General features: G+C 41.5%; 26 protein-coding genes and 2 pseudogenes. 17 read left to right on the forward strand and 11 right to left on the reverse strand.

The features are described from left to right. The first annotated feature begins 131 nt into the window (after window positions 1-131). The gene (locus HUN01_RS36315; RefSeq protein ID WP_238846356.1) at window positions 132-209 is read left to right on the forward strand and encodes a hypothetical protein; all 78 of its coding nucleotides are present in this window, start codon (window positions 132-134) and stop codon (window positions 207-209) included. 366 nt (window positions 210-575) lie between these two features. Next, window positions 576-1535 (forward strand): annotated as a pseudogene (locus HUN01_RS36020) (helix-turn-helix domain-containing protein). Window positions 1536-1571: 36 nt separating this feature from the next. On the opposite strand, the gene HUN01_RS08975 reads toward HUN01_RS36020, so the two are convergent. The 4 genes from HUN01_RS08975 to HUN01_RS08990 form a co-directional block, all read right to left on the reverse strand. Next, complete coding sequence (locus HUN01_RS08975) at window positions 1572-2567, reverse strand: DNA-methyltransferase (protein WP_181930968.1); 996 nt, start codon at window positions 2565-2567, stop codon at window positions 1572-1574. A 284-nt stretch (window positions 2568-2851) separates the two neighbouring features. Then, on the reverse strand, window positions 2852-4255 hold the full coding sequence (locus HUN01_RS08980) for an NAD(P)(+) transhydrogenase (Re/Si-specific) subunit beta (RefSeq protein WP_181930969.1): 1404 nt from the start codon (window positions 4253-4255) through the stop codon (window positions 2852-2854). Continuing rightward, window positions 4252-4545 carry an NAD(P) transhydrogenase subunit alpha part 2 gene (locus tag HUN01_RS08985; RefSeq protein WP_069071329.1) on the reverse strand — a complete coding sequence of 98 codons (294 nt, stop codon included), beginning with the start codon at window positions 4543-4545 and terminating at the stop codon, window positions 4252-4254. Before HUN01_RS08985 ends, HUN01_RS08980 begins: the two co-directional genes overlap by 4 nt. A 110-nt stretch (window positions 4546-4655) precedes the next feature. Beyond that, window positions 4656-5828 carry a Re/Si-specific NAD(P)(+) transhydrogenase subunit alpha gene (locus HUN01_RS08990; RefSeq protein WP_181930970.1) on the reverse strand — a complete coding sequence of 391 codons (1173 nt, stop codon included), beginning with the start codon at window positions 5826-5828 and terminating at the stop codon, window positions 4656-4658. Window positions 5829-6589: 761 nt separating this feature from the next. On the opposite strand from HUN01_RS08990, the gene HUN01_RS08995 reads away from it, so the two are divergent. The 7 genes from HUN01_RS08995 (at window position 6590) to HUN01_RS09025 (ending at window position 10725) form a co-directional block, all read left to right on the forward strand. Next, on the forward strand, window positions 6590-7102 hold the full coding sequence (locus tag HUN01_RS08995) for a DUF2808 domain-containing protein (RefSeq protein WP_181930971.1): 513 nt from the start codon (window positions 6590-6592) through the stop codon (window positions 7100-7102). Window positions 7103-7239: 137 nt separating this feature from the next. Beyond that, window positions 7240-7374: a 50S ribosomal protein L34 gene (rpmH, locus tag HUN01_RS09000; protein ID WP_094350876.1), complete on the forward strand. Its 135-nt coding sequence runs from the start codon at window positions 7240-7242 to the stop codon at window positions 7372-7374. A 25-nt stretch (window positions 7375-7399) separates the two neighbouring features. Beyond that, window positions 7400-7822, forward strand: a complete 423-nt coding sequence (gene rnpA / locus HUN01_RS09005) for a ribonuclease P protein component (protein WP_181930972.1) — start codon at window positions 7400-7402, stop codon at window positions 7820-7822. After that, window positions 7809-8201 carry a PH domain-containing protein gene (locus tag HUN01_RS09010; RefSeq protein WP_181930973.1) on the forward strand — a complete coding sequence of 131 codons (393 nt, stop codon included), beginning with the start codon at window positions 7809-7811 and terminating at the stop codon, window positions 8199-8201. Before rnpA ends, HUN01_RS09010 begins: the two co-directional genes overlap by 14 nt. Before the next feature lie 175 nt (window positions 8202-8376). Further along, complete coding sequence (yidC, locus tag HUN01_RS09015) at window positions 8377-9528, forward strand: membrane protein insertase YidC (RefSeq protein WP_181930974.1); 1152 nt, start codon at window positions 8377-8379, stop codon at window positions 9526-9528. Continuing rightward, entirely contained in the window at window positions 9525-10052 is a 528-nt protein-coding gene (locus HUN01_RS09020) for a Jag family protein (protein ID WP_181930975.1), read from the forward strand. The genes yidC and HUN01_RS09020 overlap by 4 nt, the downstream gene beginning before the upstream one ends. 145 nt (window positions 10053-10197) lie before the next feature. After that, window positions 10198-10725 (forward strand): YceD family protein, encoded by a 528-nt coding sequence (locus HUN01_RS09025; protein WP_181930976.1) that lies wholly within the window; start codon window positions 10198-10200, stop codon window positions 10723-10725. 248 nt (window positions 10726-10973) lie between these two features. On the opposite strand, the gene HUN01_RS09030 is transcribed toward HUN01_RS09025, so the two are convergent. Then, complete coding sequence (locus HUN01_RS09030; RefSeq protein ID WP_181930977.1) at window positions 10974-11402, reverse strand: putative toxin-antitoxin system toxin component, PIN family; 429 nt, start codon at window positions 11400-11402, stop codon at window positions 10974-10976. Further along, window positions 11402-11623, reverse strand: a complete 222-nt coding sequence (locus HUN01_RS09035; protein ID WP_094327679.1) for an AbrB/MazE/SpoVT family DNA-binding domain-containing protein — start codon at window positions 11621-11623, stop codon at window positions 11402-11404. Before HUN01_RS09035 ends, HUN01_RS09030 begins: the two co-directional genes overlap by 1 nt. Before the next feature lie 163 nt (window positions 11624-11786). On the opposite strand from HUN01_RS09035, the pseudogene HUN01_RS36530 reads away from it, so the two are divergent. Both HUN01_RS36530 and HUN01_RS09040 read left to right on the forward strand, forming a co-directional pair. Further along, window positions 11787-11903, forward strand: a pseudogene (locus HUN01_RS36530) (YceD family protein); the annotation flags it as partial. 349 nt (window positions 11904-12252) lie between these two features. Further along, on the forward strand, window positions 12253-12840 hold the full coding sequence (locus tag HUN01_RS09040; protein WP_181930978.1) for an SMI1/KNR4 family protein: 588 nt from the start codon (window positions 12253-12255) through the stop codon (window positions 12838-12840). Window positions 12841-12910: 70 nt separating this feature from the next. Here HUN01_RS09040 and HUN01_RS09045 read toward each other — a convergent pair whose 3' ends face one another. Then, window positions 12911-13609, reverse strand: coding sequence for a HEAT repeat domain-containing protein (locus HUN01_RS09045; RefSeq protein ID WP_181930979.1), 699 nt, complete (start codon window positions 13607-13609; stop codon window positions 12911-12913). Between the two features lie 64 nt (window positions 13610-13673). Between HUN01_RS09045 and HUN01_RS09050 the strand changes: the two genes are divergently transcribed. The 3 genes from HUN01_RS09050 to HUN01_RS09060 all read left to right on the forward strand — a co-directional run bounded on the left by HUN01_RS09050 (window position 13674) and on the right by HUN01_RS09060 (window position 17568). Then, window positions 13674-15185 (forward strand): AAA family ATPase, encoded by a 1512-nt coding sequence (locus HUN01_RS09050; protein WP_181930980.1) that lies wholly within the window; start codon window positions 13674-13676, stop codon window positions 15183-15185. Window positions 15186-15480: 295 nt separating this feature from the next. Continuing rightward, the gene (locus tag HUN01_RS09055; RefSeq protein WP_181930981.1) at window positions 15481-15948 is read left to right on the forward strand and encodes an SH3 domain-containing protein; all 468 of its coding nucleotides are present in this window, start codon (window positions 15481-15483) and stop codon (window positions 15946-15948) included. A gap of 192 nt (window positions 15949-16140) precedes the next feature. Beyond that, the gene (locus HUN01_RS09060) at window positions 16141-17568 is read left to right on the forward strand and encodes a peptidoglycan-binding domain-containing protein (protein WP_181930982.1); all 1428 of its coding nucleotides are present in this window, start codon (window positions 16141-16143) and stop codon (window positions 17566-17568) included. Window positions 17569-17730: 162 nt separating this feature from the next. On the opposite strand, the gene sbcC is transcribed toward HUN01_RS09060, so the two are convergent. After that, on the reverse strand, window positions 17731-20757 hold the full coding sequence (gene sbcC / locus HUN01_RS09065) for an exonuclease subunit SbcC (protein ID WP_181930983.1): 3027 nt from the start codon (window positions 20755-20757) through the stop codon (window positions 17731-17733). A 416-nt stretch (window positions 20758-21173) separates the two neighbouring features. On the opposite strand from sbcC, the gene HUN01_RS36025 reads away from it, so the two are divergent. Next, window positions 21174-21299, forward strand: a complete 126-nt coding sequence (locus tag HUN01_RS36025) for a hypothetical protein (RefSeq protein WP_257798114.1) — start codon at window positions 21174-21176, stop codon at window positions 21297-21299. Window positions 21300-21464: 165 nt separating this feature from the next. On the opposite strand, the gene HUN01_RS09070 is transcribed toward HUN01_RS36025, so the two are convergent. After that, entirely contained in the window at window positions 21465-21740 is a 276-nt protein-coding gene (locus HUN01_RS09070; protein WP_181930984.1) for a hypothetical protein, read from the reverse strand. A 30-nt stretch (window positions 21741-21770) separates the two neighbouring features. Continuing rightward, window positions 21771-21917, reverse strand: a complete 147-nt coding sequence (locus HUN01_RS09075; RefSeq protein WP_181932969.1) for a hypothetical protein — start codon at window positions 21915-21917, stop codon at window positions 21771-21773. Between the two features lie 396 nt (window positions 21918-22313). Here HUN01_RS09075 and HUN01_RS09080 point away from each other — a divergent pair, with 396 nt between their 5' ends. Further along, on the forward strand, window positions 22314-23033 hold the full coding sequence (locus tag HUN01_RS09080) for a conjugal transfer protein TrbI (protein WP_069071347.1): 720 nt from the start codon (window positions 22314-22316) through the stop codon (window positions 23031-23033). A gap of 479 nt (window positions 23034-23512) precedes the next feature. Continuing rightward, the gene (locus tag HUN01_RS09085; protein WP_181930985.1) at window positions 23513-24754 is read left to right on the forward strand and encodes an S-layer homology domain-containing protein; all 1242 of its coding nucleotides are present in this window, start codon (window positions 23513-23515) and stop codon (window positions 24752-24754) included. 61 nt (window positions 24755-24815) lie between these two features. Here the strand turns inward: HUN01_RS09085 and HUN01_RS09090 are convergent, their stop codons facing one another. Continuing rightward, complete coding sequence (locus HUN01_RS09090; protein WP_181930986.1) at window positions 24816-26165, reverse strand: sensor histidine kinase; 1350 nt, start codon at window positions 26163-26165, stop codon at window positions 24816-24818. Between the last annotated feature and the right edge of the window lie 39 nt (window positions 26166-26204).

Genomic DNA, 26204 nt, shown 5'->3' on the forward strand with positions numbered 1-26204 from the left:
CGAGACAATTAAAGTACTTGCTTTTGAATAAATACCACAAATAGCTAACTTCGAATAAATTAGTAATATCAAAAAAGTTTCAAGGATATGATGATATTTATCGTATTCGTATAGGTGATTATCGTATCGGAATTATATTTGACGGTGAAACAGTAATATTTCAGCGTGTCTTACATCGTAAAGATATTTATCGATATTTTCCAAAGTAAGTCAAATTAGTTATTTTGTGGAATTTTGGCGATCGCTCTTTTGAACGAACCACAGAGGCGTAGAGAACGCAGAGGAAGGAGAGGGCGCTTTTCATTAAATACGTACTGTGAGTACGTTTACTTATCCCTCTTTTGTCACTTTCAGAAAACAATAATCGAACCAAAATTCTGAAACTTTTATCTAGTCGAGCTTTGAGCTTTTATTTTCTAACAGTAACTCAGTTTTGTAGACAAAACATGGAGATGCAAGCCCTGAAAGGCTTTCAGAGTTTGGGTTCCACCAAAGTGACAAAAGAGGGTTATGGTGTATTCCCTCATAAAATCGCAAGACGAACTAAGTGTTCGTTTTTTAGAGTGGAGTACTTAATGGATTACGAAGCAGTTCGACGACGCTTTGGTAGTAGAGTGCGTCATCTTCGAGAGGAGAAAGGTATTACACAAGAACGTTTAGCTGAATTGATAGGGAAAACTATAGAACACGTTAGCTTATTGGAGCGAGGTGAACGCTCTCCATCATTTGAAGTAATTTTAGAGACTGCTAATGCACTCAATATTTCAGTTTCTTATCTAATGAATATTGAGCAGACAAATGATAATACTGATACTATAAATACTCTGCTAGTTGCTCCAGTGTCTCCTACTCTAGTTAAGCCTGTCGAAGAGCCTATTACCACAAAAAATAAGCGTAGTTCTGATATTGAGCGGTTACAATTGGCATTTAACGGTATTCGAGAAATGCAAAAACTAGCAGATGAATATGGCATTAATGATATCTTGCAGGACAATGGTGGAAAAGTTCTACAGGTACTCATTCTATTAGGTTTACGTATATCTCCAGGTAGAGAAGGAAACGATGCTATTGATGCAGATGATAATGAATATGAATTAAAAACAATAAATCGCGCACTTAATAAAAATGCTGGTGTAACTACACACCATCATCTCAATAGAGATATAGGACTAGTATTTGATTTATGAAAAAATCTAAGTATATGTAGGGTGTGTTACGGCTTCCGTAACGCACCAAAATCTTCGGATGGTGCGTTAGCCTACGGCATAACACACCCTACTCAAATATTTTCAGAAATCAAATATGATTCCTATATTCTTTGTAAGTATCGATCCGTCAAAGCATGGTATATAGCAGTGTATGAAGGTATAGAATTGATCGAAATTTATAAAGTCCCTTCTTCTATTCTCGAAGAAAAATTTCAACAATGGGAGATTAAGCTACAAACACAGGAATCTATAAATAATCCCAAGATACCAATGAAATTGGTTAAAAAAGGTGAAATTGTTTACACTAAACAAATAAACACACATTAGCAAAATTACATACTTATTGAGATTCAATTCAGAATTCTATATTTCTAACTTAAGTTGACCATAAGTTGCGATTTTGATATTTTCTTCCATATTAATCAGATTTTTAAATATTTCTAAAGATTGATGCAAACTTAGATTTACATCCATAAATCTAAAAGCAGAAGCAGCTAAGTAAGACTTGTTTTGCTCAAAAGATATCCAATGTCTCTGCGATACTTCCGCTGCTGCACCAGTAGTATTAGAGCCAGCAAATATATCAAGTACTATATCTGCTGGTTCTGTAAGAAAGTTAATAAAAAATGTAGGTAATTTTTGCGGAAAACGTGCTGGATGTGGAGAAATTTCCGCTGCTTTACAAAGTTGCATATACCTAGAATTGCTTTCGGTATTAGCAATTTGCAACAAATTGGAAGGAATTGCTCCTCCATTATCATTAGCAAAAGCAGAGCCAATATCATGTCCTGAAGGACGTGTTTTAGGTTTGTAATATTTTTCAGGATTGGCTTGCAGCTTTTTCATTCTTTCAGAATAAGGAACAAGAACCTTACTCACGTCAGCTTTAGGATTATCAGTTTTTGATAACCACCAGATAGTGTTGACTGAATCTTTCGCCCTAATTTTGCGTTTATTCACCCATTCAATAGGTGAAGGGAGCTTAGATGGGTTATACCAAAAGAACTCCTCAGCTAAACGAAAATTTAGTTCATCACATAGTCTAATTAAAATACGATAATTATGAAGTGATCGCACAGGACGCTTAGTTTGATATGCTCCCCCAAGATCAATTACAAAACTTCCATCGGGCTTTAGTACACGATAAACTTTTTTACAGAAAGCAAAAAGCCAATCTACATAAGCTTCTTGATCAACATTACCGTAAATTTTTTCACGTTGTAGTGCAAAGGGAGGAGAAGTAATCACTAGATTAATAGAATCTGATTCAACTTTATCTAGTAATTCAAGCGAATCTCCAAGATATGCATAGCCATAGTCTGTAGTGTACAAAGGTGTTCCAGATACAATAGATACCATTCTTAGCTAATTAATATATATTTTTATTAACTATTTGTAATTATAATATGGCAATCGAAATTTAAACGTGAAAAAATACGGAGATTAAAAGTAAGTATTTATAAGCTTTTTAACCATTTTCTTTTTCATGAATCATTTAGTATTCTCATATACTACTAATTAAAAAAGTGTACTACTTTTTTGTTGAATTAAAAAAAACTTGCCCTGAGAATATCAAACCCCCAAGGCAAGCCAACTCTCTACATTCTTTCTCTACTCCGCGCTCTCTGCGCCTCTGCGGTTCGTTAAAGTTGCTTCACTTCCGAAACCAACTTCGCCACCATATCCTTCGCACTACCAAAAAGCATCGTAGTTTTATCCTTGTAGAACAACTCATTATCTACACCGGCAAAACCCGTACTCATCCCGCGCTTAATTACAATCGTCTGCTTCGCCCGATCTACTTCCAAAATCGGCATACCATAAATCGGGCTACTTGTATCACTTCGCGCCGCCGGATTTACTACATCATTTGCCCCAATTACTAAAGCCACATCTGCTTGATCGAACTGGGGATTAATATCATCCATGTCGTACAACTGGGTATAAGGCACATTTGCCTCCGCCAGCAACACATTCATGTGCCCCGGCATTCTTCCAGCAACGGGGTGAATGGCATACTTGACATCAACGCCCATTTTTTCTAACTGATCTGACAATTCCCGGACGCTATGTTGCGCTTGGGCAACTGCCATACCATAACCAGGAACAATTACCACAGAACGGGCATAACCCAACATCATCGCCCCTTCTTCAGGATCAATGCTGCGGACAGTTTGATCAGTCGCAGCACCACTAGCAGCACCACCTGAACTAGAACCTGTACCAAAAGCGCTGAACAGCACACTAAATAAGGAGCGGTTCATCGCTTTACACATAATCTCGGTAAGGATTAAGCCAGATGCTCCCACCAAAGCACCAGCGATGATTAACATGTTGTTCATCACCACGAACCCAGCCGCCGCCGCCGCCACACCTGACAACGAGTTCAACAGCGAGATTACCACTGGCATATCGCCGCCACCAATGGGGATGACGAACATCACGCCCAGCACCAATGAAACGCCAACCACTCCCAAGAATATGGGTAAACTATCTGGTGTGATGATTAAGTAGGCACTACCTACTATATAAGCACCCAGAAGCAAGAGGTTAAATGGTTGCTGGAATGGGAATGTAATCGGGGAACCGCTAATTAAACCTTGCAATTTGGCAAAGGCGAGAAAACTACCTGTGAAGGTAACACCACCGATTAACACGTCCAATAGCATGGAAATGTTCACATCTAGGGGTATCGCCTGAGAACTATCTAACAACCGCCAGAATTCGGCAACGGCTACTAATGCCGAAGCCGCACCGCCCAAACCGTTGAGTAAACCCACCATTTGGGGCATTTCAGTCATTTGGACTTTGTAGGCAACGATCGCACCAATTCCCGATCCAATCGCCAAGCCCAACAATATCATCTCGTAGTTCAACACATGTTGATCAAGCATTGTCGCTGCGATCGCTAGCAGCATTCCCACAGCCGCTACAATATTACCGTTTCTCGCTGTAGCAGGTGATCCCAGCTTTTTCAAGCCCAGAATGAATAACGATGCAGCGACTAAGTACGTCAGCTGAATGCCAGTTGGTAAAAAGTCGCTCACGCCTTAATCTCCTTCTTCTTGAACATTTGCAACATTCTGTCTGTCACTAAAAAACCACCCACAACGTTGATTGTTGCCAGTATTACAGCAATCAAGCCGAGAATTACTGACACACTTGTGTCTTTTGCACCAGCAGCAACTATTGCTCCAAGTACCGCAATCCCAGAAATCGCGTTTGAGCCTGACATCAAGGGCGTGTGTAGAGTCGGTGGTATTTTGTTGATGACTTCAAAACCGATAAAAGATGCCAAAACAAATACAAACAAAGCAGCAAGTAATGCCTCTGTCATGAAATCAAAACTCCTTGTGTAAATGGGCATTGGGCATTGGGCATTGGGCATTGGGCATTAGTTATTCTTTCTCCCCTATTCCCCACTCCCTATTCCCCATTCCCCGTTCCCTAATTAACCGCCGGTTGTTGAGTATTCAAAGCTTGTAGTGCATCCCGCACTCGTTGATTGCGAATTTCACCAGCGTGGGTAACGCAAGCTGCATCAACGATGTCGTCGCTAAAATCCACCTGTAAAGCTTTGTCTTTAATTAGCAATTGCATCAACGAAGTTACGTTCTTGGCATACAATTGGCTGGCGTGAATTGGCATCGATGATGGGAGATTGATGGGGCCGATAATTGTTACACCGTTCCACACAATATCTTTACCTGGTTCGGTGCAGGCGCAGTTACCACCCTGTTCAGCAGCCAAATCCACAATCACTGAACCTGGTTTCATCTGTGCCACCATTTCTTCTGTGACGAGGCGTGGTGCTTGTCTCCCAGGAACTTGAGCGGTGGTAATCACCACGTCAGAATTTTTGATGTGTTCGGCGACAACTTCTTGAGTACGTTGTTTGCTAGCCTCAGAAATTTCCTTGGCGTAACCACCAGCAGCAACAGTTTCTTCGTCTAACTTAACTTCAACAAATTTTGCCCCTAAGCTTTGCACTTCTTCTTTGACGGCGGGACGAATATCAAAGGCTTCTACCACTGCTCCTAAACGTCTAGCGGTGGCGATCGCTTGCAATCCGGCTACACCAGCGCCCATAATAAATACTTTCGCTGGCGCGATCGTACCTGCGGCTGTGGTTAACATCGGGAAATATTTCGGTAATGCAGCTGCCGCAATTAGTACTGCTTTGTAACCTGCTAATGAAGCTTGCGAGGACAAAGCATCCATACTTTGCGCCCTGGTAGTACGGGGAATCATCTCCATACTCAAAGCTGTAACTTTCCGATTTGCTAGTTGCTGCGCTACAACAGGATTTCCCAAAGGATTGAGGAAGCTGACTAATACAGCTCCTTCCTTTAATAAATCAATTTCTGAGCGTCCATCTTCTCGTTCTTGTGGCGGGCTGACTTTCAGCAGAATATCTGTTTCGCCCCATAATTTAGCAGTATCGCTGATTATTGTTGCTCCTGCGGTTTCATAGGCAGAATCGCTGAAAAATGATCGCTCTCCTGCACCTGTTTCTACCCACACTTCCAAACCTTGTTTTACCAATCGGGCAACGGTGTCAGGAATTAATGCCACACGACGTTCACAAACTTCAATTTCTTTAGCAACTGCTATTCTCATGAAATCTCCTGAAGATAAATACCTAATCTCTGCCAAGTAAGCGGTTGTCCAGATGAGGCGTGTTCCGCACTCATAGTACTTAGGCAGGAACATCAGCCATGAATTTTACTTGTAGATTGAACCTTGAAACTTTCCTCTCCCACTCTTAGCTCTCCAGGCAAAGCCTGACTTTGCCGTTCGCAGATGTCATATTTTCAGATAGTTGCAAACAGGGTTACGTATTGCACATCCTAAATTGATTCCCAAATTTTGCATCTTTATCTTTAGCTTGTTTTCGGGATTGAAAAATTTTGGTATTCCTTTCTTATAGAGTAATATTGACCGAATTTTGAAAGCTTGATAATTTCCCAATCAAATTTTAATGATTACGACTTTGATTCCCACTTATTTTAATCAATTTAGCCCAAGTTAACTGGCGATCGCTGATGGCAAGGCTCAATTTTTATAACAAAATTATCAAATTTAGATACACTTATACATATTTGGAAATACAATCTAATCCCAACTGTGTTTCTATCTAGTTAAAATTTGACCAACTTAGTAATCAAATCAGTACTCTGCAAGGGTAGTGAAGTATATTCAATATATGTTGAATTTGCTACTAAGTAGTTTTACAGCCGCTCCCCAATTTCAGGTAAGATGGCACTTTTTGTTGAAATCCAACGTCCATTGTCAGGAAGTCAGTAGTAAAGTTTAGTAAAGAATACTAACACAGAGTTATTTAGATAACAGATTTATATTTTGGTAGAGGAAGCCCGATTATGCGACGTTTACTTTCTGCTTTAGCCGTGACTAGCTTTCTGGTTACTGGATTACCAGCCTTGACTTGGGCGCAAAGTTTACCCGGGTTTACGCTGTTTAGCGGCGTCAAAGCCGAAAACCAGTTGCCCTTTAGGTTAGATTTTGGTGGACAAGCTAATGGTTGGGATCGTTATATACTGAGAATTCCAGCTAAAAGAATGAAGTTGGCAGTTGGTCAATTTGCCATTAACTACCCTGATTATTACAAAGGAACTTTTGACCAGAACAAAATTGAAGTCCGAGTCAAAGGCAAAGCAGTTCCGCTTTCTGAGGTGAAGTGGGACAAAGAAGGTAAACTGATTAATATTTTTCCCCAAGAGCCTGTACCAGCAGGTAGCCCTGTTGAGGTAGTCTTATCCAACGTGAAAAACCCATCCTTCGGCGGAGTTTACTATTTTAATTGTCAAGTGCTATCCCCTGGCGATGTGCCACTACTGCGCTACATGGGAACATGGATTTTGAGCATCAATTAAGAGTGGGGAGTGAAGAAGGGAATAGGTTACAGATTATTCCCTATCATCTCTCCCCTAATCTAATTCCCAATTCAATGATAAAGTGATAAAATTGCAGATTGTGAGTTTTTATAAAAATCACCTAAGAGGAGAACAGTATGAAAAGAACACTGGGCGGCACTAGCCGTAAGAGAAAAAGAACCTCTGGTTTTCGCGCTAGGATGCGGACACCAGACGGCAGAAACGTGATTAGCGCCAGAAGAAGAAAGGGACGTCACCGTCTGGCTGTTTAGGGTATATCAAGCTAAAAGAGCATAAGTGGCTTTGCCCAAAGCAAATCGGCTAAAATCCCGAAAGGATTTCCAGGCAGTTTTCCGGGAAGGAATTCGGCGTCATGGCTCTTACTTGACATTAAGAGCCTTAAAACCGTTGTGTTCGTCAAAACCTTCTTTGGACACTGCCACCCAGACTACACAAATAATTGACTCAGCACATCTTGTCAGCACGCGGATTGGCATTTCCATAAGTACAAAAGTTAGCAAAAGGGCAGTGGTTCGCAACCGCATCAAACGGCAAATTACCGCTGCTTTACACAATTTGCTGCCCAAATTATCACCAGGATGGCGGCTAGTGGTCATTGTCAAACCCACAGCAGCAGAATCTAAGTGCGTAAGCCCACAATTTCTGCAAGAATTAGAGCAGTTGTTGGCACAAGCCGAGGTGTTCGATGGGAATTCGTGAAGACGTATATTATGAAGGTGGTCCCCATATTGGGGATTTAATTGTCAACCTGCTAATCGGGCTAACCATTGTCGGGATACCATTAACAGTCGGGGCAATTGTCAGGGCATTGTGGCTGCGTTTCCGCATCACCGATCGCCGAATTACCGTGACGGGAGGTTGGCAAGGGCGCGATCGCACTGACGTAATTTACTCAGAAATTGTCAAAATCGTCAAAGTACCCCGTGGCATCGGCTTGTGGGGAGATATGGCGATAACCCTTAGAAACGGCAGTCGTCTCGAATTGCGTGCAATTCCCAATTTTCGGGAAGTCTATGACTACATCAACGAAAGAATTGCTGCGAAAAATCCCGAATTTAGCGCTACTGCCAACAAGTGATGGGAGTAGAAAGAGCAGGGGGAGATGACCCAATGCCCAATGCCCAATGCCCAATGCCCAATGCCCAATTCCCCATTTGAATGTGCGGCTATCCGTAGCGAAAGATAGTCGCCGACAAATCATGATTTAGATAAATTAGATTCAGTTTACAGTACCTCAGGTTGAATTCAGAATAATGGATTTTGGTATCGGCTTTCTCTCGAACAACGTGATGCTGCCAATCATAGATTTTTTCTATGGTATTGTGCCTAGCTACGGATTAGCGATCGTTGCTTTGACCTTGATAGTCCGCTTCGCGCTCTATCCCCTGAGTGCTGGCTCAATTCGCAACATGCGGAAGATGCGAATTGTACAACCTCTGATGCAGAAGCGGATGGCAGAAATCAAAGAGCGCTATAAGGATGAACCGCAAAAGCAGCAAGAGGAAATGGTTAATGTCCAAAAAGAATTTGGCAACCCTTTGGCAGGCTGTTTTCCATTACTAGTGCAAATGCCAGTCTTGTTCGCGCTGTTCGCCACTTTGCGGGGTTCGCCTTTTGCAAGTGCGAACTACAGTGTTAACCTGCAAATCTTTCCCGCAGAACAAATCGAACAAATTCAGCCGCAAGCCTTCGCTACTGCTCCTCAAAATATTTACGTTGCGGATGGGGAACACGTTAAAGTAGCTGCAATCATTCCCAGCGGTACCAAACTAGCCGTGGGAGAACAAACCAAGATACAGTATCAGACTGTTGAGGGTAAACCATTTCAGGTTCTTTTAGCAGAACACCCAGAAAATAAGCTGATTCCTGATTGGAAAATTACCAAAGGTGAAGATAGGGTAAAAATTGATGCTGATGGCAATGTAGAAGCCTTGCAACCAGGAGAAGTTACTATCCAAGGAACAATTCCTGGACTAGCAGCAGAAAAAGGCTTTCTATTCATTGATGCTTTAGGCAGGGTTGGCGCACAAGATCCAGATGGCACAATCCACTGGGATATCGTCGCCATGATTGTCTTTTTTGGGATCAGCCTTTATGTTAGCCAAATGCTTTCCGGGCAAAATTCCAGTGGTGGCAATCCGCAGCAAGATACAGTTAACAAAATCACCCCAGTCATCTTTTCTGGAATGTTTTTGTTCTTTCCCCTACCAGCTGGGGTGCTGATGTATATGGTGATTGGCAATATTTTCCAAACCGCACAAACTTATCTTCTCTCCCGCGAACCTCTACCAGAAGAACTGCAAAAAATTGTAGAAACCCAGGAAAAAGAAGCAACAGTCACAGAACAAAAAGCATTGCCTTTTGAACCAAAAAGTCCTAAGAAAAAGGCGACAGGGGGATCATGAGCGACATTCCGATGCAGCGAGGTCAGCAGTGGTTAAAAACCCTGCTCGAACTCACTGGAATACCTGCTGAGATTCAGGGTCATTTAGAAGCTACCCAATCTCAAGATGGCGATTCCCCAGAACCAGATAACTACTGGCTGACAATTGACCAAACAAATTTAACCTCAGAACAAATCCAAGTATTAATTGGTGTCGATGGTTCTGTGTTAGATGCGATGCAGTATCTAGCAAATTCAGTTTTAAACCTGAGCCAACCCCCAGAAGAACAAGCCTCTTACACTATTGAGTTGAATGGCTACCGAGTTAAAAGAGAAGCCGAAATTCGCGCATTAGCAGAAGCAGCAGCCGATGAAGTGCGCTTTTCTGGTAGAGAAGTGGAAATAAAATCTCTTAGTTCTGCTGAAAGGCGACAAATTCATACATTCTTGAAGGAATTTGGAGATTTGGAAACCTTCAGTCGCGGTAAAGAACCGCATCGTCATTTAGTTGTACGACCAGCTTCGTTGGAAGAAGTTAGGGGTTAGGAGTTAAGAGTTAGGAGTTAATTGAAAGCTCATGACTATATAATTTCAAAATTTCTCTTGTTCCTAAAAGCTAAAGTAAAGATGTTTTATCAGTATAATTGCTGATAGTTAATGTTAATGTTAGTGAGCATATCTCACAAATCCTATGGACGCAATTTATATTCCGCAGCTAATTAGAGCATCGGAGCGGACAGAGGAAGTTCAGGTTAATGAATTTCTGCCTGGTCTGGAAACGTTGACACCAGTTCGTGGCCATGTGCGCGTGCAGCATAATGGCACTTACCTGGAAGTGTCCAGTCAGGCAGAAACAATTATTACTTGTACCTGCAACCGCTGCTTGCAGCAATACAATCGCCGCTTAGGGATTGATACAAAAGAAATCATCTGGTTAGACGAAACGGCAAATCAGGCAAATGACTTGCCCTTAGAAAGGGAAGTAGTTATGGAAGAGTTGCTGGAAAGCTTACCGCCTGATGGTTATTTTTATCCCAACGAATGGCTCTATGAACAGATGTGCTTGGCAGTACCCCTGCGGCAGTTATGCGATCGCAATTGTCCAGGTATTCCTGTAAGTAGTACTGTTGAAAGTTCTGATACTTCTGATAGTTCTGAAACTCCAGTTGATCACCGTTGGGCTTCTCTGGAAGCACTGAAAAAGCAACTTCCGGGCTAATAGCTTATTGCTTATGCCTAAAATTCTGTGATTTCCCGCCCGTGCGATTGCTTTTGAGAATATTAACTCGACAGAGATAGCATGGGTGGCAAATATATGAGGCTTGTAAGATGCGATCGGAAAGTTTATGTCTACTATTGTATCTCGGCTCGACATTACACAAATATTCTGTGATGTAGATGACTTCTGTAAGCAGTGGGAAAACTTATGGTAACAAATACCACTTTTACAAGGCATCACCGGAAAAATTAGGGTGACTGACCATCAATAACATTTAGAAAATCTTCAGCCGTGATAATCGGGCAAGAAAAATTATCTTTTAGACTGAGTAAATAGCGATCGCCGGTCACGAGATAATCAGCCTCACTGACCACAGCCAAAAGTAAAAAAGGCACATCAAACGGATCACGACATTCAGGAATTACAGGCAAGCGGCTGGGCATCGCTACAGCTTCACAAAAGAGTATGTAATCCGATAGTAAATCTTCTTGCTCAGTTGGCGTGAGCTTAAACTTTGGATAAGCCAGCACTCGGATTAACTCAGTTGTTGTCGCTTTAGAAACCAGGGGAGTGAAGAGTTCGTCCTGCCATGCCAAACGAAGCCTAGATACTCTGCCCCCAAATATCAGCGCCGAGATGATGATATTAGTATCAATTACCACCCGTGGACAAACCATTACGATTGACGCGCCCAAGCCACTGCATCAGCCACATCCTGCTCACTCAGTCCTAAATCCGCCAGCTTAGATCGAACCGCATCAGCCCGATGAATTTTTACAGGAGTCAGAATAATTTGCCCTCCCTCCACCTTTACCTCAAAATACTCAGCCTCACCGATTTCACGAGTAATACTTTTAGGCAGCGTTAGTTGATTTTTAGAAGTTAACTTGGCGAGCATGACTTGCCTCCTAGCCTTTGCTATCAAATGTAAGGATTCCTTACTTGAGTATATACGTCCTACCTTACTAAATCTAAAACCTTCCCAGGTTTGGTAACAGAACATTAAGAGCATCTTAACCAAGGTGATTTCCCGCCCGTGCGTAGTTTACCAACCTAGGCATCGCAATTGTCCAGGTATTCCTGTAAGTAGTACTGCTGAGAGTTCTGATAGTCCTGAAACTCCAGTTGATAACCGTTGGGCTTCTCTGGAAGCTTTGAAAAAGCAACTTCCGGGGTAATAATTTGGTAATTCCGTCAGACTTAAGGCTGCGCCTACACTAACTAAGCCTGTCTAAACAGGCTTATTGTTTTATATTTTATTAAATACTTTTGGTATAGTTGATAATCATAATTTCTATCTGAAAGATATCAAAAATTGTTGTATTTTATCAATTACTAAAACTAATTAAATCAGATATTAAATAATTTATTTTTCAAGCATTTTTAATAAAAATTATTGATTATTTTTAATAAATACTAGTTTTGTAACTTATATTTAATTTTCAACATCAAAATTTATAAGTTAATACTATTAAAGCTTGTTTTGTTAAACTACTGATTAGTTAACTTTCAATAAAAAATCACATAATGAAGACTTTTGACTGGGAAAGTCGTATTAGAGAATGGAGCCGTCAGCGAATAGAAGCACTTGAAGAGTATGAGCAGGAAGAGTTACCTCCAGAAGTTATTGAATCTGGATCTTTAGGCTATCCAGGTGCAACTGAAGAGCAAATTTCTGCTGAGGAAGCTAGGTTAGGTGTAACCTTTCCGTCTTCTTACAGAGAGTTTATCAAAGTTTCTAATGGGTTGCATTCTACTTCAGAATATGGCATCAAAATTTCTTCAGTTGAAGAAATTCAGTGGTATATTTTAGATAGAGAAAGCTCTATAGATGAGTTAATAGAACTGCACCAGGATTTGGAACCAATACCAGACGAAGAATATTTTATTTACGGTAATGAGCAATCTTATATTCGTGTAGAACATCTACAAACGTGTCTAGAAATTAGTACTGAGGAATATTTTATGATTTTTTTACTTAATCCTCAAGTTATTACAAGTGATGGTGAGTGGGAAGCTTGGTTCTTTGATTCTAAATATGGGGATGCAACAAGATATCCATCGTTTTGTGAAATGATGGAGGAAATATTAAACGATCCAGAATTTTTAGGATAAACTACGCGAAACCTAACCCCCTAAGCCACAAGAGGAGAAGTTTTCCAGATATCGTGAAAAGTCAGACCTATTATTCAGTTGGGTTATTTTCTTCTTTCATTTGTTCTAACAATGGACGAAATGAAGAATACGAAGTATAGCCATTTATATTTATTCCTCTTACTTTGAACGTCCGCAATAGTTTCAAACGAGTACAAAATTCTGCTGTTTTGTCTATATGAATTAAAGCGTCAATTATATCTTTATTCCACTTAACAAGATTCGTAAAAGCATCAACGCATAAGTTGTAAGTATATTCATCGGAACTTTTATAGATTAAATCAATTAGAGCATTAACAGCCTCTCTATTACCTTTTCCAATAAATCCTAAACTATAAGCAATATACTGACGAGTATGTTCTTCTTCAGTTATTTGTGCCAAACTTATTAGACTAGTAATTGCATATTGATTACCAACAGCAATTTTTGCCAAATTCTGAGCTGCTATCCTGCGGGTAGGTATACGAGCAGTATTGAGTTGCTCAATCAGAGTTTGGATAACATCATTATTATCAGTACCAATTTCGCTCAAACTTTGAATTACTGCCCAGCGTGTTGGTTCATCAATTGTGGTATGTACTACATGAATCAAGGCAGCTATTACATTTGGGTTATTAGCACCAATAAACCCCAAATGTTTAGCAGTCCGTTTGAGAACAGCATTATCTTGACTTGTGTATAGTTGCTGAACGAGAAAAGCAATATTGTATTGTTCTTGCTGGTTACTCATTGGCTTTCTGAACCAAGAAAGTTGTACATTGCGTTCAAGATAAACTAACCAATAACAGCTATATATGAACTTCCGTGAAGAGTTTAAACTGCTGCTACGTGCCCGCTATCCCTTGATTTATATTCCCACTTATGAGGAAGAACGGGTAGAAGCAGCTATCCGGGAAGAAGCAACTAACCAGGGTAATCGCCCAGTGTATACCTGGGATTTTGTCGATGGCTACCAAGGAAACCCCAATGATGTTGGGTTTGGGCGACGTAACCCGTTGCAAGCTTTAGAATTTATCGAAAAATTACCAGCTTCCGCACCTGCGGTATTGATTTTACGAGATTATCATCGCTTTTTAGATGATGTTGCGATCGCTCGCAAACTCCGTAATCTGTCCAGACTTCTCAAGTCGCAACCAAAAAATATTGTATTACTCTCACCACGCATCGCCATTCCCGACGATTTAACGGAAGTTCTGACAGTCGTCGAGTTTCCCTTACCCGCCGCCCCAGAAATTAAAACTGAGGTAGAACGCTTACTACAAAGTACTGGTAACTCACTTTCTGGCCAAGTTTTAGATGACTTAGTGCGTTCTTGTCAAGGACTTTCGATGGAACGGATTCGCCGGGTTTTGGCAAAGGCGATCGCAACTCACGGTGAATTGCAACCAGAAGACGTGGATCTCGTTTTGGAAGAAAAGCGCCAAACTATCCGCCAAACCCAAATCCTGGACTTCTACCCTGCCACTGAGCAAATTTCTGATATTGGCGGACTGGATAACTTGAAAGATTGGCTGATTCGTCGGGGAGGCTCATTTACAGATAAGGCGCGACAGTACGGATTACCGCACCCCCGTGGTTTAATGTTGGTGGGTATTCAGGGAACTGGTAAATCGTTAACGGCAAAAGCGATCGCTCACCACTGGCATTTACCCCTGCTACGTCTAGATGTGGGAAGGTTATTTGGTGGTTTGGTTGGTGAATCAGAATCTCGGACTCGCCAAATGATCCAAGTAGCTGAAGCCCTCGCGCCCTGTATTTTGTGGATTGATGAAATAGATAAAGCCTTTGCTGGAGTTGGTAGCAAAGGTGATGCCGGAACAGCCAGCCGTGTGTTTGGTACTTTTATTAACTGGCTAGCCGAAAAAAGCTCACCCGTGTTTGTCGTCGCCACCGCCAATGACATCCAAGCTTTACCGCCGGAAATGCTCCGCAAAGGGCGATTTGATGAAATTTTCTTTGTGGGACTGCCCACCCAAGAAGAAAGAAAAGCAATTTATGATGTTCATTTATCCCGACTGCGCCCCCATAACTTGAAAAGTTATGACATCGAAAGATTAGCTTATGAGACACCGGATTTTTCTGGGGCAGAGATTGAGCAAACTTTAATTGAAGCGATGCATATTGGATTTAGCCAAAACCGCGACTTTGCTACGGATGATATTTTAGAAGCAGCGAGTCAGATCATACCCTTGGCGCGAACTGCCGTAGAGCAAATTCAGCAACTCCAAGAGTGGGCTGCTGCTGGGAGAGCGCGTTTAGCATCGAAACACAATCCTTTAAGCGAACGCCTCCGACGGACTACATGAAGATATTCAGAAGTAGCTAAAGTAATGAGTTAGTCAAAAGTCCATAGTCAATAGTTAATGATGAATTATTATGGACTATTGATTCTTATACGGATAGGTTACATTGCTTCTCTACCCGTAAATCTTGAGAGCCAGATCAACGTCACTCCCCTTAATGGGTAAAATACGCACGTGACTGGCTCACCTTGACTAAATAATTACTAATTCGTAATTAAGAAGGTACAAGCCCCTTATCAGTGCAACTACGAATTACGAATTATGTTGACCCTTGACTCTTAATAATCAGGTTTTAACTATGTTGTCTGGCTTAACAAAGTTTATACTTGGGTTTTTCTTAGCGATCGCTGTATTAATAGGTGGCGGTGCTGCAATTGCTCTCTATTTCATGAATCGCACCGGCATACCCCCTGCCAAACCGGTTTATTCAAACGATAGTCCCTCAGTGAAAGCCCAAGCCCCCAAAGCAACTCAGGCTCAATTGTCTCCAAGCTCAACTTCTACTCCCACAGAATCGCCTAAAGCTACCCCAACAGCAAAACCATTGCCATCGGGAGCTTACCGAGGGCGTGTTACTTGGGCTGATGGCTTGAGTTTGCGATCGCAACCAAATCAAGAGGCTGAACGGATTGGTGGGGTTACTTTTAATCAAAAAATTATTGTCTTGGAAGAAAGCGGGGATAAAGGCTGGCAAAAGATTCGTTTAGAAGGTAGCGAACAAGAAGGTTGGGTGAAAGCAGGTAATACTGAAAAAGTTGATGAATAATATGTATGGGGAATGGGGCATGGGGCATTGGGCATGGGGCAAAACAGTTCCGAGCCAAGAAGCGAGATTTCTCACTCAGCACTACTACTCCCCACTCCCCAGGACAATTACTTGTAAAGAATCATACGAAAAGTAATTATTACACAGAGAAAGTAGTATACTTTTTTATAGTCATCAATTTAAAAAAAGCAAGTGAAAACAGGGGTAGATAGCTATTTAATCAAGCTCGCCTCAGTCTACGAGGCATCCGAAAGCATCAAGGTTGTTCCTATCGTAGTTAATTTCAAATTTTTAAATTGGAAAAAGTTATCTACTAGTGCTGCAATACGTCTTTTGTCTGTGGCACTGATTACGGGGCTTCTGAGTATCGCTGGGCAAGCTTTAGCACTTCAGAAAATCGGAAGTAATAGCGCTGAAGTTACCAGTAACCAGAGATGTTTAAAAAAATTAGGCTACTTTAACGGCCCGGTAACAGGTAAGTTTGCTAGCCTGACTCAAAATGCTGTCATTAAATTCCAACAAGCCAATAGGCTACCTGCTGATGGAGTTGTGGGTATTAATACTCAACAAGCCTTGCAACGAGCCTGTCAGAGTAGAGCTTCTAGCAGGAGTACTAGTGGTGCAGTTGGTCAATACCCTACTCTCTCTCAAGGCAACACTGGTGCAGCAGTTACAAGGTTGCAACAGCGTTTACGGCAGTTAGGCTACTTTAATGCTAATCCCACTGGGAATTTTGGACAAATTACTAAAGATGCTGTAATTGCATTCCAGCGAAGTTATCGCATATCTGCTAATGGGATTGTGAATCGACAAACTTGGAACGCACTACTGGGTTCCTCTCCAAGTACAGCTAGATCAAGTCTCTCGACTCAGCAGGTGAGAGAACTCCAAGTACGTTTGCAGCAGCTAGGTTTTTTTAATACTAATCCCACTGGGAATATTGGCCCAATGACTAGGGAAGCTGTCATCCAATTTCAGCGAAATTATCGCTTACCTGTTGATGGCATCGCCAATGCCCAAGTTTTGGAGGCAGTACGTAGAGCCTCGACTAGTGGATATCCTACTCAACAACCAGCCAGAAGTTATTTGACTGTAGGCGATCAGGGAGAGAATGTCAGATTAGTTCAAGAGCGTTTGTGGCAGTTGGGTTTCTCTAATACTAATCCTGATGGCTTTTTCAACGATTACACCAGAGAATCGGTGATTGCATTCCAGCAATCTTCTCGAATTAATTCGACTGGAAATGTAGATTGGCAAACTTGGCAAGCATTAGGGTTGAATAACTCGACTGGGGGCGATTATGCTGAGACTAATAGTTATTTATCTCCTACTAATGACTATGTAGCACCTCAAACTCGCTATTTACCTCCCACTAATAACGTAGTGCCTGTTATCAATGGCAACACATTAGTTGCTAACAATCCTTACAGAGTAATAATTCCAATTTCCAATAATGATACTCTGAGTAAAGTACAACAATATATACCCAATGCTACCGCGGAGCAATCCAGTTTAGGGGATTATGTGAATGCTGGGGCATTTAGCGATCGCGCTCAAGCAGAAACCCTATCAAAAAAGCTTCGCTCATTAGGTCTGGATGCACGGGTAAAATTTAATTAAAGAAGAATTCAGAAATCAGAATCAAGAGCATGGGGTATTCGTAACTGCCACATAGAAGCAGCAGCAAATTTTCAATTTATGTGGTATTCTACCGTTTATTCATATATCTGTCGCATAGAATTAAATTCTGAATTCTGACTCCTGACTCCTGAATTCTTCCTGTTAAATTGACAAACTCAACTGCGAACCTTCCTGAGTTTTATTTACTTCAATCCTGGCTTGGAAAGCTTCTTTGAGATGGGGCATATGAGTGACAGTGAGGATACAGGCAAAATCGGAGGCGATCGCATTAATCGCTGCAATCAAGCGATCGCATCCTTCGGCATCCTGGGTACCAAAACCCTCATCCACAATCAACAATTGCAACGCCGCCCCCGCCCGTTGCGCTAATAATTTCGCCAAAGCCAAACGGATGGCAAAGTTAATTCTAAAGGCTTCCCCACCAGAGTAAGTTTCATAAGATCGCGTTCCTCTAGAATCGGCGATTAAAATATCTAGGGTGTCTATTAACTTGGCATTTTTCTTGGTTGATTTAGCACTTCGTCCAGCTTTTTGAGTAATAAATTGTACATGAAACTGATTCCCACTCAGCCGCGAAAGTAGTTGATTTGTTTCAGCTTCCAGTTGCGGTAACACATTCTCAATCATCAGTGCTTGGATGCCATTTTTACCAAAAGCTTGCGCTAATTCCTGATAAACACGATATTCCTGTTTGCAAGATTGTAATTGCTGCTGCTGTTGTTCATACTGAATTTGCAGCGTTTCCAGTTGATGCGCCAGCTGTTCTAAACGCCCTAACTTGGCAATTTGCTCATCGAGTTGCCGTCTGCGGATTGCTAACTGCTGCTCTAGAGCTTGAATTTGTGCAGATGGGTTAGCTGTTGCTTGTAGTTGCTGGATAATGCTTTCGATTTGTCCGCCCAGCTTTTGCCGCTCTGTCAATCTGGCACTTTTGGAGTCCTCTAACTCTTGCAATCTCGTCTGGAGTTGCGGATACTGTTGCTGGGCTGATAGTAGTTGTTGATATCGTAAATGCCAAGATTGAGCTTTCTTTACAGCCATACGCAGATTGTTGTGCTGCTCGGAACTATAGCCAATTTCGGTAATGTGACGCTCAAGAGCCGCGATTTGTTTAGCACATTCAGAATCAGTCTGATCCTGCTGGATTCTGGTTTGTAATTGGGCAATTTGAGCCTGGAGTTCTGGTTTTCGGGCTAATAGTTGCGCTTGTCGCTTAGTTGCATCTTTAATCTGCCCTTGTTTAATTTCTGCCCATCGCCACCGCTCAACTTCGCTCCGGGCGAGGGCATGGTCTTGTTCATTATAATTAGCTTGTTGGAGATATTGGTCTAGCTGCCGGAGTTCGGCTTGTTTATCAGGAGCGTAATCACCAGCTTGGAGCGATCGCTCTAAATGCTGTTTTTCGGCAGCAATTTGCTGTAACTGTTGTTGCACATCGGTTGTAGCTTCTAACTGTGCTGCCAACTGTCCCCGCTGTTCGCGTAAACCATCGTAGCCCGCCAACTGTTGGGAAATTTCCCGATATTCCTGCCTAAGTACTTGAATTTCTCGGTCAGACACAGCCATTTGTTCTCGCACTACCCAAAACTGCCCTTGAGTATCCTCCAACTCAGCCTGGGTTTTTTCCACTACCCGACTCCAGTGATGTTCGTCTAAAGGACGCTCACATAATGGACAAAGTGCTTCAGGATTTTGGAGCATTTGCAATTTCTGCTCTAATTCTCCCAGTAGTTTTTCATAGTCCCGTTGATGAGCTTGCAAACGTTCGATAAAGTGCCGCCTTTCTTGCCCTTTTTCTTGGACTCGTTGCAGATAAACCCGCTTTTTATCCAGTTCCTCAATTTGGATTGCCACATCCATTACCGCTTGTTGCAGTTGCGGTTGGCGGCGGTGCTGGCGTTGCAATTGATTCTCAGTACTTTGGAGTTGTTCGAGTCGCGCTACTAAACCAGCATGAGTGCGATCGAGTTGGCTTTGTAAAGTTGCTCGTTGTTGCAACAACGGAGTAACTTGCATTTGCAGTTGATCTAGACGAGCAACATGGTGACGGGCTGCGGCTAGTTGTGACAAAGCAGCTTCTACTTCACCTGATTTAGTCAGAGTTTGCTGAATATCTCGCTCTTGTTGCTGCAAAGCTTCTAACTGCGCTTGGGCTTGTTGCAGTTGCCGTTCAATTTCGTGAATTTGTTTAGTAAGCTGTTGTTGCTTTTGTTGGCGATTCTGTTGGGCGCGGGTGTATTCTTCAAATTTGACAGCAAAAGCTTCTTCTTGAGATTGGAGACTTTGATATTGGGCGTATCCAGCTTTAATCTCAGCTTCTTGGTGTAATATTTGTTCTAAATCTGATAGCTGAGAGCCAATAGCTGATTGTTCTTGTTGGAGGCGATCGCAATCTTGGGTAAGATTTTGGTATTGCTGCTTTACAAAATTGAGTTGTTGTTCCCAACTTTGGCGCTGGTGCTGGACAACTTGCAAACTTTGTAATTGAATATTATCAAAAGCCTGTACCTGTTGCAGTTGGTTAAGTTCGGCTTCTAACTCCACTCTTTGCGCTTGAGTTGTCTCACGTTGTTGCAGCTGAGTTTTTATCGACTCCAAAGAACGCTCTAACTCTACTGCCTGTGCTTTGAACTGACGAGAAGATTCCTTAGCACGTTCTTCCAAATCATCATACTGATTGAGTTTTAACAACTCCGCTAAAATTTCTTTGCGTTCCGTGGGACGCTTGAGCATAAATTCATCTGCACGACCTTGACGTAAGTAGGCAGAATTAATAAAAGTATCATAATCGAGCTTGATATGTTCTAAAATCAAATCTTGGGTTGCTCTTACCCCTTTGCCAGTGAGTGAGCGAAACCCAGATGGTATTTCTATTTGAAATTCGAGGACGCTAGTACCTCCCCGAATTCGGGTACGAATCACCCGATATTTTTGCTGGTTACTTTGAAAAGTAAAATCAACCCGAACTTCTTTAGCACCAGAATAGATGACATCATCTTCAACGGTGGCACGGCTTTCACCCCAAATCGCCCAAGTGATTGCTTCTAAAAGAGAAGATTTACCCGCACCATTGGAACCACAAATACAAGCCGTATGCAAACCGCCAAAATCTAAAGTTGCATCACGGTAACTAAGAAAGTTTTTGAGGATAAGTTGTACTGGGATCATTCACGCTATAGCGCCACATCTACTTTTAATAATTAACAGTACAGATGCACTGTTTGTTAGTTTAGCTATCTAGATATCAGGTTTCTAGTCTTGAATACACCAATTTTACAAAAATTAACAATATGATGAGTGAATTTTTCTTGTTGAATGAAGAAGTTTTACTATATTCGGAGAAAAATGAGACTCTCCTGGAAGCTTATCGTTATTTATTAGACTGATTATTGTAGAGACGGCGATTTATGGCGTCTTTGCGCTCTAGAATTTTCATCGCAAAATCTTAACCAAACTATATTGGGCCAGTTGAGAATTCTCTTAACCGATCGCTTTTTGTGGATAATTCTAAAAAATTAAAACCCGCGCTGGCGGGTTTCGATTGTATGATTGTCCGAATTCTAGTTGCCAAAACATAATTTTAGTTGGCTAGTTGCGATCGCTTGACCTTGACCGAGGTATCAACAATCCAATATATGTACTGGCAGCAAATAGAAGATACTTTGCTATTAACGATCGCAGAGATTAAACAGCGTCAGCAGCAATCTTAAATACCCATTATCTTTCAGTACCACAGGTCAATAATTGGTTATAATAGTTACCTATAGCGAACCTAAATGAGTTGTGAAAATCGATAAATTCAGATCCCCGACTTCTCAAAGAAGTCGGGGATCTTATTGTTCACGAATGATTTAGGACTGCTATATCTGTTGTTATTAGACTTGCTTTTTACCTAATAGCGAATTCTCAGGCAACTGCCAAGAAGACCCTTGACAATAGACATAACCATTTGTGATGGAAATACCAAACATTTGCCGCATGATTTTGGTAGCTTCTTTTCTCTCTTCATCTGTCAAGTAATCTTGACCTTTGAAACCTACTCGATAACGTTGAGGATTACCACCAGCATCCACATAACGCTGTTTCCCAATTTCTAAAATTTCTTGGAACCTAGCATACTTTTGTTTTTGCTTTTCAGTCCAATTTGCCATAATTACAAGTCCCAACTAATCGGAACAATATCACCCTTTTGTAAAACCGTAGCGGTAAGACTGGGCTGGTATCTTTATGTACCAATTGCCACTATCTTCATCATAGAACCTATTACCAAGTAAACCGAGAGTAATAAGTGCGTTAATAATCAAGTATTGCACTTCACTTGCTGACATTAGGAATTACTCTATAAATTGACTTTAGCATTTCTAAAAGAAAGCGATAATATTTTCCAAGTCCTAGCAAATTAATCTACAATAGAAGTAAGAGTTCACAGTCAGACCATTCCCCTCTATTCAATGGCTTAGATATGTGAACATAAGTAATAAAACAGCATTTGGGAACAAAATGATACTCATTTTACGTCTTATGAGTGTCTTGCTTTTGATTTTAGTAACACACATTAGCAGAAGACAAATTCTGAGGAGCGATTGCGATCGCACAGACTTACGATCATATATAAGTACTTTTATCTGCGGAATACGCCTATAGACAGGTTCAAAAACAGTCAGAAACAAACTCAGTGAATCCTCGTCATTAAATACATCACATACACAAAGGACAACCCTCTTATGACTCGCCTACATCAATGGAAATCTGGAACTGCTGCACTTATGGCAATGGCAGTTACTACAAGCGTCATTAGCCCTCTATTGAGCTTGGCTCCTGCTAATGCACAATACAGAATTGGGCAAGACAGAATTGGACAATATGGAAACGTTACTATTCCTTCTGGTGTTGCTTTACCTGTCACCTACGAAAAAGAAACAATCACTATTGCTCCTGGCGAAAGTAAGTCTCTAACCTTGAGGATAGCGAACGACATTATCGACAGAAATAGAAACGTCTTGATTCCTGCTGGTACTAAAGTAAATGGACGGCTAGAATCTGTTGACTTAGATAGTTATTCCAGAGATACAAGAGATGATGATAACCAAGGAAAAGGTGTGCGGTTTGTCGCTCAAGAATTAGAATTTTCTAATGGTCAGCGTCAGTCGATTAATGCAACTTCTCGCACATATACCACAACTCAAAAAGTTTCACAGGGGCCTAGCACAGGTCAGGTTTTAACTGATGCAGCTATTGGTGCGGGTGCTGGTCTTTTAGGTTCACTAATTACTGGGAACCGCAGAGTTGACGATTTAAAACCTGTTCTCGGTGGAGCTGCGGGTGCAGGTGCGAGTGTCCTGTTGCGGAAAAAAGAAGGAAATGCTTTTGTCCTCAGACCTGCACAGGATTTAAGGCTCACACTGAATTCTAACTTGAATTTAGTACCACCATCTCGTTACTAGATTTAACTTCATTCAAGTTGTGAATTTAATCATTCCTTATATGCGATCGCCACTTTAACTATAGTGTGCGATCGCTTTCACTTTTAACCATAAAAAATCTATTTATCAGCAACTATTCTATCTCTGTATCGTCTTACTCAGTACTGATATTTATTAGAACACTGTTTTAATTGTGTTCAGAGTTAATAAGGTGATTACACTACTAGTTTTTCAAGCTATTTTGTGGGTTTGTAGTAAGCACTTTAGTGCTTAGAAAATGAGGACTGAAGTCCTTACTACGAACTTGTTTACTCCTCATTTTAAACTTGACAGACTACTACTTCTATTACCTACTTCGTTTGATAGAGACTTCTTGATTATGACTGTATGACTAAGGTAATGGTTTTTACAAAAAGCAGAGAAAATTGGGAACCTTATACTTTCGTAAATGTCTAGTTAATTAACAAGTAAAAAATTAAATTGAACTGGAGTAAAACATTATGTTTAACTTAAATCGTTGGCAATCTAAAACAGCTGCATTCATGGCTTTAAGCGTCACAGTTGGTACTGTAGCGCCCTTCATTACAGCTGCACCTTCTTTTGCTCAAACTACTTTTGCTGATGTTTCATCTAACTATTGGGCAGCACAATTTATTCAACAATTGTCTCAGCGAGGCGTAATTGCTGGATTTCCTGATGGCACCTTCCGCCCTGAAGAAGCGGTAACACGCGCTCAATTTGCCGCTATGGTCAACAAAGCTTTCCAAAAAGCACCGCAACGGCAAGCAATCAATTTTGCTGATGTGCCTAGTAACTATTGGGCATCCAGTGCAATTCAGCAAGCTTATACCATTGGTTTCTTGTCAGGTTATCCTGGAAATCGCTTTGAGCCTAACCAGGCTATTCCCCGTCAACAAGTTTTGGTTTCCCTTGCGAACGGTCTGGAATATAGTCCCAGCAGTAATACTGAAAGCACTCTGCAATACTTCAACGATGCCTCTAACATCGCTAGCTATGCCCGTAGCCCGATCGCAGCTGCAACTGAAAAGCAAATTGTGGTCAACTATCCTAATGTGAACTTCCTGAATCCAACTGCAACCGCCACTCGCGCTCAGGTAGCAGCTTTTATCTACCAAGCATTAGTTAGCTCTAATCAAGCCTCAGCTATTAACTCGCCTTATGTTGTGGCACTTGGGTCTACTACCCCAACACCTGTATCAGTCACAATTCCTCAAGGGACTGCTATTCCTGTGAAGTATGACAAGGCAGAAAAAATTCTGGTTACAAAGGACGAAACAGCGCCTTTGACATTGACAGTATCCCAAAACGTAGTTACGCAAGACGGATCTGTAGTGATTCCTGCTGGTAGTCAAGTTATTGGTCAACTCAGACCTGCTACAGGCGGTTCTCAATTCATTGCCGAGAAACTAGTTTTGGCCAGTGGTCAAGAGTATCAACTTAACGCTAGTTCTGACGTGATTACCAAAACTGAAACCGTCAACAAAGGTACTAGTACTGGTGCAATTATCAGAAATACCGTATTGGGCGCAGGTGCAGCTGCTGCGGTATCTGCTGTCACAGGCGATCGCGCCATTGCCACAGAAGAAGTCTTGGGTGGCGCTGGTATCGGTGCATTGATTGGTCTGTTCTTCGGCAGAAATAGCGTTGACTTAGTAGCAATTGACCCAGATACCGATTTACAAATGACAATCAATCAGAACTTGTTGGTTTCAGTAAGATAGTCATTGGTCATTGGTCATTAGTCATTAGTCTTTACAAAGGACAAAGGACAAAGGACAAATTTTAAACTTCCGGCAACCAAATAATAAATGTAGTCCCCGGCGCATCGGGTGAAGTTAGCTTAGAGTTGATTGCAGGGCTGAAAACCTCGATTTCGCCCTGCATTTGCTCTATTAATTGTTTAGCGATCGCTAACCCCAAACCTGTGCCGGGGATTTCTGTTTGCGCTTGTACACCCCGATAATGACGTTCTCCAAGATGTTCTAAATCTTCGGGTGGAATCCCAGGCCCGTTGTCACTGATAATAATTCCTTGAAAATTAGCTTTTTCTTGCCCCGCCTGAATCAAAATTTTGCCACCAGTAGGAGTGTATTTCAAAGCATTATCGATGATGTTAGTTAATACTTCTCGTAATGCTTTGACGTTGGCACGTACTAGAGATGAATTCTGTTGAATTTCAGTGATTAGTTTTAGCTTTCGCTCTTGAGCGATCGCTTTGGCTGATATTAATAATGGTTCTAATATATCTGTTAACGAGCAGTCAACTGCTTTATCTCCCGTTCCTGGCAATAATAACGGTGGTTTAGCGTCTTTTTGGATAGTTGCTTCTACAAATACTTCATCTTCTGCAAGATGTAGTGGTGCTAAATCTGCCTCTGTCAAGTCAATTACTTGCTCAAATTGTTGCAGTAATTCTTGCAGGCGATCGCTTTCGCGCACAATACTATTTGCTACATCCCGGTTGGCATCTGCTGGTCGTAGTCTTTTCAATAGCAGTTTTCCAAAAGTCCGCAACGCCGTTAATGGATTACGAAACTGATGCAAAAGGTTATCTAATAAATCCCGCTGTTTTTCTTGGAGAATTTGTTGCTCATGCAACTGCTGCTCAAACCATGCTCGTCGTTGATCTAAAATACAAGCGATCGCTAATGTTTGAGCTATTCGTTGAATCTGACTTTCCTCGTTTTCATTCCATGCCCGGTCTTGCCTACTTGTCACCAGTAAGCCCATCATCACACCCTCATAAATTAGAGGTAAAACAATTTGGTTTCCACTAAATAGGTATTCCTCTTTGAGATGGGGTTGAGATGCATCTGGTATCTCCGAACCCTGTGATGAGGTTGGAGATCCTGATCCTGCTGTCAATAATTTTCTCTGATCATTGGGTAATACAAACACATTTCCAACTTGAAGCTGCTTGTGTGCTGTCGCCTCAGCAGTTACCTCCCCTGGCGGTAATAATGCTGTTTCCGGGTAAATTACCACAGGAATAAGTTTTGCATCGCCTGAAGGAGTCTCTACCAATTCTTGTGTTAGGTACACAATACTTAAAGTTGCTCCCAGCCCTTGGGTTAGTAGCGCTATTTGCTCTCGACACAGAGCAAGAAAATCGGAACTGGCAGACATTAACATTTTTTAGCTCTTGCTCAAGATTACAGATTTTGAGGCATG

The sequence above is a fragment of the Nostoc edaphicum CCNP1411 genome, from assembly GCF_014023275.1.
Lineage (GTDB): Bacteria > Cyanobacteriota > Cyanobacteriia > Cyanobacteriales > Nostocaceae > Nostoc > Nostoc edaphicum_A.